The following is a 15,062-nucleotide window of genomic DNA, read 5'->3' on the forward strand; positions in this document are numbered from 1 at the left end:
ATAACGCCGCCCGCTCCCCTCCGGCTAGCCCGCCAGCGCAAACCACCGCGCGCGCTCTCCGATTTCGGGTTGCGCGCAGGGCGTTGCCCGCCGCGCCTCGTCGGCCAGCCGTTCGGCTTCGGCGAGGCACCGGGCAAAGTCGGGTGCCGCTTCGCCGGTGGCCGGACGCGCCGCGTCTCTCCAGCCGCAGAGGTCCTCGAACGCGTATCCCGCCTCGGTGACCTTGCCCTCCACCATCCAGCGTCCGCTCGCCGGGTCGGCCCGGTAGAGCCGAAGGAAATCGGCGCCGCGCCGCCCGAGGAAATCCACCGCGGCGATGATGTAGTCGATGACCGCATCATCGAAGAAATAGTTGAAGCTCAGCCGCGCCCAGCCCGGCCGGAAGAGGCTGCAGCCATCGGCCACCAGCGCTTCGTAGCGCTCGGCGCGCGCCGCATCGATATGGAGCAGTTCGTGCCCATAGGGCCCCGCACACGAGCACCCGCCGCGTGCCTGGATGCCGAAAAGGTCGTTGAGCAGCGCCACCACCAGGTTCGGGTGCAGCAACTGGTTGCCCACCCGGATGTTGAACGAAAAGATCGCCAGCCGCTGCGCCTGCCGGGGGCCCAGTACCTCGATCGCCGGGTTGCCGGTCCACGCCGCCATGGCCCGCGCCACCGCGCGCTGCTCGGCCGCCTCGATTGCATGGGCGCCCACGTCGGCCTTGAGCTGGAAGGCAAGGCCGGCCCGGATGTCGCCCATCACATTGGGCGTTCCAGCCTCCTCGCGCCGTTCGATATCGCTCACGTAGCGATGGTGATCCGCGGTCACATAGGAGACCGTGCCGCCGCCCGGCACCGTCGGCAGGCGCCCGAACAGGCGCTTGTCTGCCACCAGCACGCCCGATGCGCCCGGGCCGCCCACGAACTTGTGGGGCGAGAGGAAGATGGCGTCGATCCCGTCCGCTTCCATGTCGATGGCCGCATAAGGGCCGGCCGCCGCGTAGTCGGCCAGGAACCAGGCGCCGTGCGCCTTGAGCATGGCGCCGAGCGCGCGCATGTCGGTCTTGACCCCGGTGACGTTGGAAGCCGCCGAGAACGAACCGATGCGCGGCGCGTCCTTGGGTGCCGCCTCGAGTGCCGCCTCGAGCGTTCCCAGGCAGATCTGCCCGTTCTCGTCGAGCGGAATGCGCACTAGTCGCACGTTGGCTTCGCGCCACGGCAGGTCGTTGGAGTGATGCTCGTAAGGGCCGATGAAGACGGTCGGCCAATTGTCGCCGTTGTGACCGTCGCAAATGGTGGTGACCAGCTTGTTGACGGCCGCCGTCGCGCCGCTGCCGCAGAAGATCACGGCGTGGCGCTCGCCCGCGCCCACCGCCCGGCGCACCGCCGCGCGCGCCGCTTCGCGCAGCCGCGTGGTCTGCAGTCCCGTGTAGGAGGTCTCTGTATGGGTATTGGCATAGAAGGGCGCCGCGATGGCGCTCATGCGCTCCTCGATGAAGTCGAGGCTCCGGCCCGAGGCCGTATAGTCGGCATAGACCAGCGGTCGCATTCCGAAGGGCCCCGGTATGGAGGCGCCTGCGCCGATAAGGCCATTGCGGATGCGATCGATTGCTGACTGGCTGCTCATGGCGTCATTCTACGCCGATCAATCTTGTAAGCAAGCAATGCTATTCTAGGCGATAGAAGCAGAACTAAGTTCTAACATAGTGGCCTAAAATAGAACGATATGGCGCGCCAGGGCTTCGATCTGGCGCTCCTTCCCCGGCGGCCCCGGTTAAGCATCACCCGAACTCCCCGATCGCCCCGCGCCCCCGCCGTGTTATCGAGCCTGCCGACGACCACCGGGCGTGCCCGAAACGACCCGACTTTCCTGAGCAAAGGCTTCGTTCCGTGTCCGATCCCAACGCCCTTGCGCAACTCGGCAGGAGCCAGGTTCAGGTGACGCGCCTGGGTTTGGGAGCCGGCCCCCTGGGCAATGTCGCCGTGCCCGTTGCAGGCGAAGAGGCTGCGCGCACCATCGGCCTGGCACTGGGACCGGCCCCGCGCCTCATCGACACCGCTCCTTCCTATGGCTCGGGCCTTTCCGAAGCGCGCATCGGCGCCGCCCTGCGCGGCGTTCCGCGCGACAGTTTCGTGATTTCGAGCAAGGTCGGGCGCCTCCTGCACGGGGCCCGTGTCGAGACCGGCACCTATGACGTCCTGGGCCAGCCCATCTACCGGACCACCGACCGGCTGGAGCCCGCCTTTGACTTCTCTTATGACGGGGTCATGCGCTCCTACGAGGAGAGCCTCGAACGCCTCGGGCTCGACCGGCTGGACATCGTCCACATCCACAATCCCGATGCCCATTTCGCGCCCGCCCTGGCCGGCGCCTACCTGGCCCTTCACCGCCTGCGCGAAGCCGGGGCGGTCGGGGCGATCTCGGTGGGCATGAACCAGTGGGAAATGCTCTCGCGTTTCCTCGACTATGGCGACTTCGACTGCTTCCTGCTCGCCGGCCGCTATACGCTGCTCGATCGCAGCGCCGTCCACGACCTGCTCCCCAGGTGCCTCAAGCGCGGCGTCTCCGTCATCGCCGGGGGTGTCTTCAATTCCGGCATTCTCGCCAATCCCGTGCCGGGCGCTACTTACGACTATGTGCCCGCCGATGGTGTCACGCTCCGGCGGGCCCTGCGCCTCAAGCTTGTGTGCGAGGAATTCGGCGTGCCCCTCAAGGCGGCTGCCGTGCAGTTTCCGCTCCGCCATCCGGCGGTGGCGTCGGTCCTGGTCGGGGTCAAGAGCGCTGCCGAATGGCGCGAGAACACCGCGCTCTTCGAGGTCGAGATCCCCGATGCCCTGTGGTCGCGCCTCGAGGCGCTGGACGGCTAGAGCGCAGCCCCGTTCGTGCCGAACACGTGGCAACGCGCCGGGTCGACATAGGCCGTCACCGTCGCCCCGGTCTCGAGCCGCCGCTGTCCTTCGAGCGAGATCGTCATCGGCTGCCCGTCCTGGGTCGAGGCATAGAGCAGGGTGGAATCCCCCAGTTGCTCGACCAGGTCCACCCGCACGTCGGCGAGCTTGATCCCTTCGCTCTCGTTGACCCCGATATGTTCGGGCCGGACCCCGAAGGTCACTGCGTCCCCGTTCGCCGCCTTGGCGCCGGGCCGAGCCAGCGACACCTTGCTGCCGGCCGTGCTCACATTGATCGACTGCCCATCGGCATTGTCGAGCACGCCCTTGAGGAAGTTCATCTTGGGCGAGCCGATGAAGCCGGCCACGAAGAGGTTCTTGGGATTGTTGTAGAGATCGAGCGGCGCTCCCACCTGCTCGATATTGCCTGCGTTCAGCACCACGATCTTGTCGGCCATGGTCATGGCCTCCACCTGGTCGTGCGTCACGTAGACCATGGTGTTGCCCAGGTCGTTATGGAGCTTGGCGATCTCCACGCGCATCTGCACGCGCAGTTCTGCATCCAGGTTGGAGAGCGGCTCGTCGAACAGGAACAGCCGCGGCTCGCGCACGATGGCGCGCCCGATCGCGACGCGCTGCCGCTGCCCGCCCGAAAGCTGCTTTGGCTTGCGCGCCAGTAGCGGCTCGATGCGCAGGATCTGCGCGGCGCGCTTCACCCGCACGTCGATCTCGGCCTTGGGCACCTTGGCAGTTTCGAGGCCAAAAGCCAGGTTCTGGTAAACGCTCATATGCGGATAGAGCGCGTAGCTCTGGAAGACCATGGCGATGCCGCGCTTGGCCGGCGGCACCTCGTTCATGCGCTCCCCGTCGATCACCAGGTCGCCGCCGGTGATCGGCTCGAGCCCTGCGATCATGCGCAAAAGGGTCGATTTTCCGCAGCCCGAGGGACCCACGAACACCACGAACTCGCCCGGATCGATGGCGAGGTCGACCCCATGAACGACCTCGAAGTCGCCATAGGCCTTCACCACTTTCTGCAGTGCGACGCTGGTCGTCATTGCGCGGCCTCCTTGCGGAACTGGGCCGGGACCCAGCTCTTGTACTTGGGATGGTCGGGCGCGATCGGCAGGCGCACCTCGGTATGGGTTTCCGAGGAATGATAGAACGCCGTCACGATCTCGAGCGCCCGGCGCGAATCCGCGCTGGTCACCGGCACCGGCCCACGTCCCATCAGCGCGTCGTGAAACCGCGCCATCTGCGTCTGGAAACGCTCGGGCACATGCACCCAGTCCTTGAGCAGCGCATCGATCTGCGCCTGCACCTCCGGCGAAGCCGGAATGATCCGCCAGAGCTTGCCGCCCGGCGAATAGGGGGCGTGGTCGCTCTCGAACGTCACGTTGGAAAAGGCCAGGCGAATGCGGCTGATCTCTTCCTGGCTGCCGAGCGTCGCCGTCAGCGAAGCCAGGGCCCCGCTTTCCAGCTCGCACGAGGCCGAGATGCAGTCTTCCACCTCGATATCGTTGACCCGGGTCGCCACGCGCCCGAAGAGCCCCGAGATCGGGCCCATGAGATAGGTGATGATATCGTGGATATGGATGGCGTGGGTCATCAGCACCCCGCCCAGTTCGGTCGCCCACTTGCCGCGCCAGGGCACCGCGTAATATTCGGCTGTCCGCTTCCAGAGCGTCTCGGCGGTCGCCACGTAGGGCGTGCCGGCAATGCCGGAATCGATGATCTTCTTGACCTGCTCGATGCCGTCGCCATAGCGGTACTGGAAGATGGGCATGAGCTTGCCCTTGGCCTTCTTCTCGGCCGCCACGATCTCGTCGAGCTGGGCGAGCGAGCCCACCAGCGGCTTTTCGCACACCACGTGCTTGCCCGCTTCGAGGGCCGCGATGATCTGCCCGTAATGCACCATCGGCGGGGTGCAGATATCGATGATCTCGACATCGGTCTTGAGCAATTCGTCGAACGAGGTATAGCGCCCTTCGATCCCGAATTCGTCGGCCACGGCGTTGAGCCGTTCCGGGTTGAGGTCGCAAAGCGCCACGACCTTGTATTTGTCCGCGTTCGGAACATAGCCCTCGATCAGGTGCGAACGTCCGATGCCGCAGCCGACTACGGCCACCGTCTTGATTTCGTTGCTCATGAGTTAGCCTCGGCCATCTGTTGGGCGGTAAGGGCGAGTTCCATCGCCTTGAAGCAATGCGCCTGGCTCATCGCCGTCTCGGTGCGATCGCGGATATCGTTGAGCAACTGCCGTCCATAGGGCAGCTCGACCCCCGAGCAGTCGATATGCTGCACCCCGTTCTTGTCGACGAGGAACAGGTGATCGGTCCCCGGTCGCCCGGCGATGTCGATATATTTGCGCAACTCGATATAGCCTTCGGTGCCCAGGATCGTCAGGCGCCCGTCGCCCCAGGTCGGCAGCCCCTTGGGGGTGAACCAGTCGACGCGGATGTAGCCGGTGGTGCGCGGCGCCTTGAGGTGCACGTCGCCGACGTCCTGCAGTTCCGGGGTCTGCGGATTGTGCCGGTTGGCGACCGAGGCGGAAACGACTTCCACGTCCAGCGTATCGGCAAAGAACAGGAACTGCTCGAACTGGTGCGAGGCGATATCGCAAAGTATGCCGCCATACTTGGCCCGCTCGAAGAACCATTTCGGCCGCGCCAGGTTGTTGAGCGAGTGCGGTCCCAGGCCCACCGTGTTGACGACCTCTCCGATCGCCCCGGCCCGCACCAGCTCGCCCGCCTTGACGGTCGAGCGGGTTTCGAAATGCTCCGAATAGCAGATCGAATAGATGCGCTGGGTCTCGGCCTGTACGCGCTTGAGCTCATCGAGCTGGGCGAAGGTGGTCATGCCCGCCTTGTCGCTCATCACGTCCTTGCCGTGCCGCATGGCCTCGATCGAGATGCCCGCGCGCTCGCTGGTGATGGCCGAGGTCAGCACCAGGGCGATGTCCTTGTCCTCGAGGATGGCGGCCTTGTCGGCGACGCGCCTGGCCTGCGGAAACTTGGCCGAGAAGGCCTGAGCCAGGTCATCCTCGATGGCATGGAAGGCCACCAGCTCGGCGCCCTGCTTCAGCAGCAGGTCGCACTGGCCGTAGATGTGACCGTGATTGATGCCGATAGCGGCGAATTTGATGGTCATGAGATGCTCGAAAAGGAGAGAACGTGTTTTGGGCTCGCCCCCACCCGCGACCCGTCCCCGCACGGGGCAGGGAGGTCACGGTGGGAGGTCGAACCGGCAGGTCTCCCTCCCGCTTGTGGGGAGAGAACAAGGGTGGGGGAAGCTGGAGGCACAGTCCTCACCGCTTCATCCCCGTCGTCGCGATCCCCTCGATCAGCAGGCGCTGGAAGAAGAGGAAGAACAGGAACACCGGCACGAGGCTGAGCACAGACATGGCGAACAGCCCGCCCCAATCGGACTCCGCGGTCGAATCCACGAACGTGCGCAGCCCCAGCATCACGGTGTATTGCCGCATGTCGTTGAGGTAGATCAGCGGCCCGAAGAAATCGTCCCAGGTCCAGATGAAGGTGAAGATCGCCGCCGTCGCCAGCACCGGCTGGGAGAGCGGCAGGAGGATCTTCCAGTAGATGCGCCAGGGCGAGCAGCCATCCATCATCGCCGCCTCGTCAAGCTCCTTGGGAATGCCCCGGAAGAACTGCACCATCAGGAAGATGAAGAAGGCGTCGGCCGCCAGGAATTTTGGCACCACCAGCGGCAGGATCGAATTGACCCAGCCCAGGTTGAGGAACAGCACATATTGCGGGATCAGTGTCACCTGGTAGGGCAGCATGAGCGTGCCCAGCATCATGGCGAACCAGAACCGGCGCCCCTTGAACTCGAGCCGCGCGAAGGCGAACGCCGCCAGCGAACAGGCGAAGACGTTCCCCGCGATCGAAAGCAGGGAGATGATGAACGAGTTGATGAAGAAGGTGCCGAAGCTGACCTTGAGCCCGTTCCAGCCGCGGATATAGGCGTCGATGCTCCACGAGGAGGGCCACAGCCCGGAGTTGAAGATCTCGTCGGCCGGACGGAACGAGGCCGAGAGCATCCACAGCAGCGGATAGAGCATCAGGATCGAGGCGATCACCAGGAGCGTATGGGCGATCACCGAGCCGAACCGCTTCCAGAACTTGCCGAAGCCCGATTCCTCGGTCACCACCGTCAGGCGTTGCACATCAGTCGTCATAGTGCACCCAGTACTTTGACGTCAGGAACGAGAACGCTGTGAACAGCGCCACGATCGCCAGCAGGATCCAGGCGAGCGCCGAGGCGTAGCCCATGCGGAAGAACCCGAAGGCCTCCTGGTAGAGATAGAGCGTATAGAACAGCGTCGAATTGATCGGATTGCCCGTGCCGCCCGAAATGATGAAGGCGGGCGTGAAGCTCTTGAAGGCCTCGATGGTCTGGATGATGGCGTTGAAGAACACCACCGGCGTCAGCAGCGGCAGCGTGATCTTCCAGAACATCCGCCACTTGCTGGCGCCGTCCAAGCTCGCCGCCTCGTACATGTCCTGCGGTATCTGCCGCAGCCCGGCCAGGAAGATGATCATCGGCGAGCCGAACTGCCAGATCGAGAGCACGATCAGCGTCCAGAGCGAGAAGCGCGGATTGGAAATCCAGCTCGGTCCCTGGATGCCGAAGATCGCCAGGAAGTCGTTGACCAGCCCGTCGCCGGCAAAGAGCTGGCGCCAGAGCACCGCGATGGCGACGCTCGCGCCGAGGAGCGAGGGCAGGTAGAACACCGCCCGGTAGAGCGGCAGCCCCTTCATGCCGCGGTTGAGCAGCAGCGCCACGCCCAGCGCGAAGGCCAGCTTGAGCGGCACCGAGAACACCACGAAGAAGAAGGTCACCCGCATCGACTGGACGAACTTGGGGTCGGCCGTGAAGATGCGGGCGTAGTTGGCCATGCCCACCCATTTGGGCGGGTTGAGCAGGTTGAAATCGGTGAAGCTGAGGTAGAAGGACGACAGGATCGGCCCCACCGTCAGCCCGAAGAACCCGATGAACCAAGGCAGAAGGAACAGGTATCCCGGCCCGTTGGCCGCCCAGAGCCTTCGCCATGTCGATTGGACCGAGGCGCGCTCCTTCGGCGCCGTTTGCATGGTCTCGCCGTAGGAGCGCGTAGTCATCGCGGTTAACCGGCGCGGTTGAGGATTTCGGACGCTTCCGCGAAGAAGGCCGGACCCGCATCGGCAGGGGACTGCTGCCCGAACGCCACTTCCTGGCTCTTGGTCAGGAGCGCCGTCGCCACTTCACCGGCATTGGCCGGCGGGGACGGAGGCAGCGGCCCGAGCAGGTCGCCAAGGCCCGACACGAACTTGAGCGCCACCTGGCTGCTCTCGTCGAGCGTGGGGGTAATCGCCTCGCGTACGGCCGCCGAGCAGGGAATGCCGCGTTCGACGCCCAGTACCTTGCCTGCTTCCTTGTCGTTGACGAAGAAGCCGACGAACCTGGCGCCCTCTTCCTTGTTGGCCGACGAGCCGCCCAGCGAGAAGAACATCGAGGGCTTGCGGTAGTGGCCGCCGGTCGACCCCGCCTTGAGGCGCGGGAAGTTGGCGAGCGTCAGCTTGTCCTTGTTGATGGCCTGGAAGGCCACGAGCTGGTTGGAGTTGGCAAAGGTCACGGCGGCCTTGCCCAGGCTCACCATGGTCTGCTCCAGCGGCCCGGTATCGAGCGCCTGGTCGTCCGGCGACACGATGACGCCAGCGTCGCGCATGTCGGCCCAGAGCTGGAACCAGGCCGTCAGGTCGTCGGCCGTGAAGCCCGGCTTGCCGTCGGCGGTGTAGAGCGCCTTGCCCTGCTGGCGCAGCCAGTTCTCGAGCGCCGGCTCGACGCCCGAGCCGTCCTGGAAGGCCTTCATGCCGCCGCGCACGTTCTTGGACTTGAACGCCTCGCCCATGGCCTTGAGGTCTTCATAGGTGGTGTTGGGGCCCGGCACGTCCACGCCCGCTTCCTGGAAGGCGGCGGTGTTGACGATCAGCGCCACCGAGTTGGCGCCCAGGCTGATGCCGTAGAGCTTGCCGTCGACCTTGCCGCCGTCGAGCTGGTCCTGGTCGAAATCGGTGAGGGCCAGCTGTTCGGCCAGGTCGTCCAGCGGGGCGATGGCGCCGCGCTTGGCGTATTCCACGATATAGCGGTAGTCCATCTGGATGATGTCGGGCGCATTGCCGCCGGCGGTCTGCGTGGCGAGCTTGGGCCAGTAATCGTTCCAGGCGAGGAATTCGGTGTCGATGGTCGTGCCCGGATTGGCCTTGACGAAGAGGTCGGTGACCCCGTTCGTGCGGTCGGCGCGCGCCTGGCCGCCCCAGAAGATGAGGCGCATGCGCGTGTCCTGGGCCCAGGACGGCGAGACGCCCGCTGCCCCGGCAGCCAGCAGCGCGGTGCTGCCGAGCAGGAACTGGCGCCTGTCGATACGTATGGTCATTCGGTTTCCTCCCAAACGGTTGCGGCGTTCTTCTCGAACACCTGGATCCACGGCTCTCCCTGCCGCAAATCACTAGTTAGTTACATATCCCGGTAGCCCGCATACGATACCGGCTCCACATCATGCCGGATACAGCGCAAACGGCATCGCTAAATAACTAAGCGGTTACAACATGGCATAGCGGCATCGGCTGAGCAACCATCTTGTATGGCAGATTTCGGAGCGCCGTGGCGCCTGTCCGCGCCACAATGTCCGCGCAGCCCTCCCCGACTGCCTTCGGGCCTCCTCGCCCCCGGATCCATTCGTCTTTCCCGAACCTTGATCCAGTCTGGATCAAAAGGAAAATACGAAATAGCCTGCTCAATATAGAAGAAATCTATGGAGGCCGGCTGTGGACAAGCTGCTCAATCAATTTCTCGCGGTCGCTGAGGCGGGCACCATCAGCGGGGCCGCCGCCGCCCTCCTGGTCACCCAGCCCACGCTCACCTTCAACATGCGCAAGCTCGAGGAGAGCATGGGCGTGCCCCTGCTCATCCGCTCGCCGCGTGGGGTGCAACTGACCGAATATGGCGAGACGCTCTACCGCAACGCCCGCCTCATGCGCCGCCTCTATGACAACACCATCGATGCCATCGCCCAGCAGCGCGGGCGCACCGAGGAGGGCCTGCGCATAGGCACCGGCTATTCCTGGTGGACCGTGTTCATCCGCGATTTCGTCATCGACTATTCGCGCGACTTTCCCAATGCCGGCATTCACGTCAGCGTGGGCAACCAGCTCCGCTGCATGGACCAGCTCCTCAGCGGCGACATCTCGCTTTTCGCCGCCCACGAGATCGAGGGGCTCAGTCCCAGCACCGGCGCGCATTTCGTGCCGCTCACCACTGTCGGCCACGGCTATTTCGTGCGGCCCGGCCATCCGCTGCTCGATCGCCCGCGTACCATCGCCGAGATCGAGGCCTATCCCGCCGTCACCAGCTCGCTCCCCGAAACCCGCCACCAGCGCTTCTTCGAGACCTGGAGCCGCTCGCCGGCCGGCAGCACGCCGTTCGAGCAGGGCAAATACATCTTTGCCTCCAACTCGTTGACCGCCTGCCTCGAATACGTAGCCAGCACCGATGCCGTCATCGGCCACACCGAGGTGATGACCGACGAGTTCCTGCGCCGCGGCCTGCGCCGCATCGCCGTGAGCGATGCCACGCGCCGCAGCCGCATCGGCGTCTACGTGCTGACCGACCGCGTCAACGAGCCCCGAGTCGCCCAACTGATCCAGGCCCTGCGCACCCGCGCCGCAACCGTCCTGCCGCCACTCGCCGGCAGCGAAGCGGCTTAGTGCGGGGCGCTCGTCAGGTTTTTCGCGCTATGCGGGCGCCCACGCCCCGCATCTATCCCCCACCCGCCACCCGAGTGCCGCTACCCATGTGCCCCCGGTCTGTGCTGCGCGAGATCGGTGGTGGGGAGCTTTAGTGGTTCGGGAAATCCTCTTCCCATGGAAGGGCATAGACCAGCTTCAACGGCCCACCGCTACGCCCGCCGCGTCCGCAGGTAGTCGAGCACCATCTGCACCGCCAGCGCTTCGCGTTCCTGGATGAGGGCGAACTGGCTCAGGTCGCGACCGAAGATCACCGAGAGCGTCGTCATGTTCGAGACGTAGAAATAGCCCAGGCCCGCGATCGAGATATAGAGCTGCATCGGGTCGACATCGGCGCGGAACACGCCCGATTCGCCGCCTCGCCGCAGGATTTCGCCTAGTTCCGCCACCAGCGGGGAATGCAGCGCCGGAATGTCCTTGATCTGCTTGAGGAAGCGCCCGTTCTGCAGGTTTTCCACCGCCAGCAGGCGCGGAAACCAGGGGTTGGCGAGGAAGTGCCGGAAGGTGAAGCGCACCATCCGGTCCACCGCCTCGACAGGATCGTACTGGCTCAGCGTCAGCTGCTTTTCGCCCTGGCGGATCTCGCGATAGGCGTCGAACAGCACGGCGCTGTAGAGCGCTTCCTTGTTCCCGTAATAGTGATAGAGCAGGCGCTTGTTGGCCTTGGCCCGCGCCGCGATGGCATCCACCCGCGCGCCGTTGAAGCCCTGTTCGCAGAATTCGTCGCGCGCCGCCTTGAGGATCAGCGCCTTGGTCTTTTCGGCGTCGCGCGGGCGGGGCGTGGCTGGCGCCGCCGTTCCCTTGCGCCTGCGGCTTGCCGGCGCTGCGTCCGCCTGTCCTTCGCTCATTGCATCGTCCTCTTTGCCGTCGCTTCCCACAGGAAGTCGCGGGCTTGACGGGTCACTCTAGCGATGTGTATCTAAGTAACCAAACGGTTACAAACAGTGCTTGCGGGAGGAAACGGATGGCTGAGCGTCGGATTGGGCTAATCATGCATGGCGTCACAGGGCGCATGGGGTACAACCAGCACCTTGTGCGCTCGATCCTGGCGATCCGCGACCAGGGCGGCGTGGCGCTCTCGAACGGCGATCGTCTGGTGCCCGACATCATCATCGTGGGGCGCGACGGCGAAAAGATTTCGCGCATCGCCCAGCGCCATAACATCGCCCGCTGGTCGACCGATCTCGACGCCGCGCTCGCCAATCCCGACGACACGCTGTTCTTCGATGCCGGCACCACGCTCATGCGCGCCGGCCTCATCGAAAAGGCCATCGACGCCGGCAAGGCCGTCTATTGCGAAAAGCCGATTTCGGACGACCTCGACATCGCCGTGGCGCTGGCGCGGAAGGCCAAGGCCTCTGGCGTCAAGCATGGCGTCGTGCAGGACAAGCTCTTCCTGCCGGGGCTGCTGAAACTCAAGATGCTGCGCGATTCCGGCTTCTTCGGCAAAATCCTCTCGGTGCGCGGCGAGTTCGGCTATTGGGTGTTCGAGGGCGACTGGCAGCCCGCCCAGCGCCCCTCATGGAATTACCGCAAGGCCGATGGCGGCGGCATTATCCTGGATATGCTCTGCCACTGGCGCTACGTGCTCGATAACCTCTTCGGCGAGGTCAAGGCGGTTTCCTGCCTTGGCGCCACCCACATTCCCGAGCGCGTCGACGAGAAGGGCCAGCGCTACAAGGCCGATACCGACGATGCCGCCTACGCCACCTTCGAGCTCGAAGGCGGCGTCATCGCCCAGATCAATTCCAGCTGGACCACCCGCGTCCGCCGCGACGACCTGGTGACCTTCCACGTCGACGGCACCCACGGCTCGGCCGTGGCGGGCCTCCAGAAGTGCTGGAGCCAGCATCGCGTCAACACACCCAAGCCGGTGTGGAACCCCGACATTCCCCAGCCCATCGATTTCTTCGCGAGCTGGGAGGAGGTGCCCAACAACTGGCCGGCCGAAAACGGCTTCAAGGCGCAGTGGGAAATGTTCCTGCGCCACGTGGCCGAGGATGCCCCGTGGGAATATGGGCTCGATGCCGGCGCCAAGGGCGTGCAGCTGGCCGCGCTCGGCCTGCAATCCTGGGCCGAACGCCGCTGGCTCGACGTGCCGGCGCTGGATATCTGAGGAGATCGAGCATGCGGCCCACCCCCACCCTCTATCCCTCCCCACAAGGGGGAGGGAGGCCTGCCGGCAAGATCGTGCCCCCTTCCTCCCTCCCCCTTGTGGGGAGGGCCGGGGTGGGGGTGAGCCCTAATACTCGGCGCTCTGGGGTGGCCAATGGCTAAGATCTCGCTTCCGACCCCAAACCGGGCGCTGGAGGACTACACCCTCACCGGCACCCCGATCCCCTTCGTGCGCCACGCCGCCACCGATTTCCCGCGCATCGCCTTCGCCGCGGCCCATGTCGTTGCCGACCCGCTGGCCGCCAACGATCCCTGGCTCACCCCGGCCATCGATTGGGACAAAACCCTCGCCTTCCGCCACCGCCTCTGGGATCTCGGGCTCGGGGTCGCCGAAGCCATGGATACCGCCCAGCGCGGCATGGGCCTGGGCTGGCCCGAGGCGCAGGAACTCATCCGCCGCTCGCAGGCGGAGGCCCGCACGCGAAAAGATTCCCTCATCGCCTATGGCGCCGGCACCGATCACCTGCTGCCCGGTCCCGATGTCACCATCGACGCCATCATCGGCGCCTATGAGGAGCAGATCGGTTTCGTCGAAGGGCAGGGCGGCCGCATCATCCTGATGGCCAGCCGCGCCCTTGCCGCCGCCGCCAAAAGCCCTGACGATTACATCAAGGTCTATGCCCGCATCCTCACCCAGGTGAAGCAGCCGGTCATCATCCACTGGCTGGGCGAAATGTTCGATCCGGCCCTGGCCGGCTATTGGGGCGCTGCCGATCACCTCGATGCCATGGAGACGTGCCTCGACGTCATCGCCACCCATGCCGACAAGGTCGACGGCATCAAGATTTCCCTGCTCTCCAAGGAAAAGGAAATCTCCATGCGCCGCCGCCTGCCGCCGGGCGTGCGCATGTATACGGGCGACGATTTCAACTATGCCGAACTCATCGCCGGCGACGAAGCGGGGCATTCAGATGCCTTGCTCGGCATCTTCGACGCCATCGCCCCCGCCGCCTCGGCGGCCCTGGCGGCCCTGGGCCGGGGCAGCGAGAACGAGTTCTTCGAACTGCTCGAACCCACCGTGCCGCTCTCGCGCCACATCTTCGCGGCGCCCACGCGCTTCTACAAGACCGGCGTCGTCTTCCTCGCCTATCTCAACGGGCTGCAGGACCATTTCACCATGGTCGGCGGCCAGCAGAGCACGCGCTCGCTCCAACACCTTGCCGAGCTCTTCCGCCTCGCCGACAAGGCCCGCGTCCTCGCCGATCCGGATCTCGCCATCGAGCGCATGAAACGCGTTCTTGCCGTCAACGGAGTTGTCTGATGGCCAGGGGCCAGCTTTCCATGAACCTCGCCACTACCCGTGGCGCCTGGGGCTTTGCCGAGGCCGTCGACGGGTGCCTGCGCCACGGCGTCACCGCCATCTCGCCCTGGCGCGACCAGGTGGCGGCCATCGGGCTCGATGAGGCGGCGCGCATCGTCAAGGCCAACGGCCTGCGCGTCACCGGCCTCTGCCGTGGCGGCATGTTCCCCGGCGTCGACGCCGCCGACCGCCAGAAGCGCATCGACGACAATTTCCACGCCATCGATGAAGCGGCGGCCCTCGGCGCCGATTGCCTCGTCCTCGTCGTCGGCGGCCTGCCGGGTTCGTCCCGGGACATCGCCGAGGCGCGGAAAATGGTGGCTGACGGCATCGCCGCCATCGTGCCCCATGCCCGCTCGGCCGGCATTCCCCTCGCCATCGAGCCGCTGCATCCGATGTACGCGGCCGACCGCGCCTGCGTGAACACCATCGACCAGGCGCTCGACATCTGCGAGACGCTGGGCGAATCCGTCGGCGTCGCCATCGACGTCTACCACGTCTGGTGGGACCCCAACCTGGCCGCGGCCATCGCGCGGGCCGGGCGCATGAAGCGCATCTTCGCCCATCATATCTGCGACTGGCTGGTGCCGACGCGCGATCTTCTCAACGACCGCGGCATGATGGGCGACGGGGTCATCGACCTCAAGGCCATCCGCGCCATGATCGAGGCCGCCGGCTATCACGGCCCGCAGGAAGTGGAGATCTTCTCCACCGAGAACTGGTGGAAACGCCCCGGGGACGAGGTGGTGAAGACCTGCGTGGAGCGGTTCGAAACCGTGTGCTGAGCCGGCGCTGACAAGCCAAAGCGCATCGACAATTGCGAGGCGCCGACCTCGTCGGGCAATGGCCGCTGTCAAATCAGCTTACACTAACGCTCCGCTCCAACGCTTCTTCCCCCGGAAGAGGGATGCGGTG

At 65.4% G+C, this 15,062-nt stretch carries 13 protein-coding genes; 5 read left to right on the forward strand and 8 right to left on the reverse strand.

What is annotated here, in order from left to right:
- Positions 1 to 24 precede the first annotated feature (24 nt).
- Positions 25 to 1,608, reverse strand: coding sequence for an aminotransferase class V-fold PLP-dependent enzyme (locus tag FNA67_RS03530; RefSeq protein WP_147655095.1), 1,584 nt, complete (start codon positions 1,606 to 1,608; stop codon positions 25 to 27).
- A gap of 263 nt (positions 1,609 to 1,871) precedes the next feature.
- Here FNA67_RS03530 and FNA67_RS03535 point away from each other — a divergent pair, with 263 nt between their 5' ends.
- Positions 1,872 to 2,849 carry an aldo/keto reductase gene (locus tag FNA67_RS03535; protein ID WP_147655096.1) on the forward strand — a complete coding sequence of 326 codons (978 nt, stop codon included), beginning with the start codon at positions 1,872 to 1,874 and terminating at the stop codon, positions 2,847 to 2,849.
- Here the strand turns inward: FNA67_RS03535 and FNA67_RS03540 are convergent.
- The 6 genes from FNA67_RS03540 to FNA67_RS03565 form a co-directional block, all read right to left on the reverse strand.
- Positions 2,846 to 3,928 carry an ABC transporter ATP-binding protein gene (locus FNA67_RS03540; RefSeq protein ID WP_049707738.1) on the reverse strand — a complete coding sequence of 361 codons (1,083 nt, stop codon included), beginning with the start codon at positions 3,926 to 3,928 and terminating at the stop codon, positions 2,846 to 2,848. The genes FNA67_RS03535 and FNA67_RS03540 overlap by 4 nt on opposite strands.
- Positions 3,925 to 5,019, reverse strand: a complete 1,095-nt coding sequence (locus FNA67_RS03545) for a Gfo/Idh/MocA family protein (protein ID WP_049707739.1) — start codon at positions 5,017 to 5,019, stop codon at positions 3,925 to 3,927. Before FNA67_RS03545 ends, FNA67_RS03540 begins: the two co-directional genes overlap by 4 nt.
- Positions 5,016 to 6,020 carry a Gfo/Idh/MocA family protein gene (locus tag FNA67_RS03550; protein WP_147655097.1) on the reverse strand — a complete coding sequence of 335 codons (1,005 nt, stop codon included), beginning with the start codon at positions 6,018 to 6,020 and terminating at the stop codon, positions 5,016 to 5,018. The genes FNA67_RS03545 and FNA67_RS03550 overlap by 4 nt, the downstream gene beginning before the upstream one ends.
- Positions 6,021 to 6,177: 157 nt before the next feature.
- Complete coding sequence (locus FNA67_RS03555; RefSeq protein WP_244616621.1) at positions 6,178 to 6,948, reverse strand: carbohydrate ABC transporter permease; 771 nt, start codon at positions 6,946 to 6,948, stop codon at positions 6,178 to 6,180.
- 106 nt (positions 6,949 to 7,054) lie between these two features.
- Positions 7,055 to 7,981: a carbohydrate ABC transporter permease gene (locus FNA67_RS03560; protein WP_049708311.1), complete on the reverse strand. Its 927-nt coding sequence runs from the start codon at positions 7,979 to 7,981 to the stop codon at positions 7,055 to 7,057.
- Between the two features lie 32 nt (positions 7,982 to 8,013).
- Positions 8,014 to 9,303 carry an ABC transporter substrate-binding protein gene (locus FNA67_RS03565; protein WP_049707741.1) on the reverse strand — a complete coding sequence of 430 codons (1,290 nt, stop codon included), beginning with the start codon at positions 9,301 to 9,303 and terminating at the stop codon, positions 8,014 to 8,016.
- Positions 9,304 to 9,694: 391 nt separating this feature from the next.
- On the opposite strand from FNA67_RS03565, the gene FNA67_RS03570 reads away from it, so the two are divergent.
- Positions 9,695 to 10,633, forward strand: a complete 939-nt coding sequence (locus FNA67_RS03570) for a LysR family transcriptional regulator (RefSeq protein ID WP_147655098.1) — start codon at positions 9,695 to 9,697, stop codon at positions 10,631 to 10,633.
- A gap of 191 nt (positions 10,634 to 10,824) precedes the next feature.
- Here the strand turns inward: FNA67_RS03570 and FNA67_RS03575 are convergent, their stop codons facing one another.
- A complete protein-coding gene (locus FNA67_RS03575) occupies positions 10,825 to 11,520 on the reverse strand; it encodes a TetR/AcrR family transcriptional regulator (protein ID WP_049707743.1) in 696 nt (231 codons plus the stop codon).
- Between the two features lie 116 nt (positions 11,521 to 11,636).
- Here FNA67_RS03575 and FNA67_RS03580 point away from each other — a divergent pair, with 116 nt between their 5' ends.
- The 3 genes from FNA67_RS03580 to FNA67_RS03590 all read left to right on the forward strand — a co-directional run bounded on the left by FNA67_RS03580 (position 11,637) and on the right by FNA67_RS03590 (position 14,932).
- A complete protein-coding gene (locus tag FNA67_RS03580) occupies positions 11,637 to 12,788 on the forward strand; it encodes a Gfo/Idh/MocA family protein (protein WP_147655099.1) in 1,152 nt (383 codons plus the stop codon).
- A 153-nt stretch (positions 12,789 to 12,941) separates the two neighbouring features.
- Positions 12,942 to 14,108 (forward strand): dihydrodipicolinate synthase family protein, encoded by a 1,167-nt coding sequence (locus FNA67_RS03585; protein WP_147655100.1) that lies wholly within the window; start codon positions 12,942 to 12,944, stop codon positions 14,106 to 14,108.
- The gene (locus FNA67_RS03590; RefSeq protein ID WP_147655101.1) at positions 14,108 to 14,932 is read left to right on the forward strand and encodes a sugar phosphate isomerase/epimerase family protein; all 825 of its coding nucleotides are present in this window, start codon (positions 14,108 to 14,110) and stop codon (positions 14,930 to 14,932) included. The genes FNA67_RS03585 and FNA67_RS03590 overlap by 1 nt, the downstream gene beginning before the upstream one ends.
- Positions 14,933 to 15,062 lie beyond the last annotated feature (130 nt).

Origin of the sequence: Youhaiella tibetensis, assembly GCF_008000755.1 — a bacterium.
Lineage (GTDB): Bacteria > Pseudomonadota > Alphaproteobacteria > Rhizobiales > Devosiaceae > Paradevosia > Paradevosia tibetensis.

Excerpts from the sequence above, each read along its gene's own strand:
- FNA67_RS03530 (WP_147655095.1), bottom strand. The coding sequence starts at position 1,608 with ATGAGCAGCCAGTCAGCAATCGATCGCATCCGCAATGGCCTTATCGGC.
- FNA67_RS03540 (WP_049707738.1), bottom strand. The coding sequence starts at position 3,928 with ATGACGACCAGCGTCGCACTGCAGAAAGTGGTGAAGGCCTATGGCGAC.
- FNA67_RS03545 (WP_049707739.1), bottom strand. The coding sequence starts at position 5,019 with ATGAGCAACGAAATCAAGACGGTGGCCGTAGTCGGCTGCGGCATCGGA.
- FNA67_RS03550 (WP_147655097.1), bottom strand. The coding sequence starts at position 6,020 with ATGACCATCAAATTCGCCGCTATCGGCATCAATCACGGTCACATCTAC.
- FNA67_RS03555 (WP_244616621.1), bottom strand. The coding sequence starts at position 6,948 with ATGCTCTATCCGCTGCTGTGGATGCTCTCGGCCTCGTTCCGTCCGGCC.
- FNA67_RS03560 (WP_049708311.1), bottom strand. The coding sequence starts at position 7,981 with ATGCAAACGGCGCCGAAGGAGCGCGCCTCGGTCCAATCGACATGGCGA.
- FNA67_RS03565 (WP_049707741.1), bottom strand. The coding sequence starts at position 9,303 with ATGACCATACGTATCGACAGGCGCCAGTTCCTGCTCGGCAGCACCGCG.
- FNA67_RS03575 (WP_049707743.1), bottom strand. The coding sequence starts at position 11,520 with ATGAGCGAAGGACAGGCGGACGCAGCGCCGGCAAGCCGCAGGCGCAAG.
- FNA67_RS03580 (WP_147655099.1), top strand. The coding sequence starts at position 11,637 with ATGGCTGAGCGTCGGATTGGGCTAATCATGCATGGCGTCACAGGGCGC.
- FNA67_RS03585 (WP_147655100.1), top strand. The coding sequence starts at position 12,942 with ATGGCTAAGATCTCGCTTCCGACCCCAAACCGGGCGCTGGAGGACTAC.
- FNA67_RS03590 (WP_147655101.1), top strand. The coding sequence starts at position 14,108 with ATGGCCAGGGGCCAGCTTTCCATGAACCTCGCCACTACCCGTGGCGCC.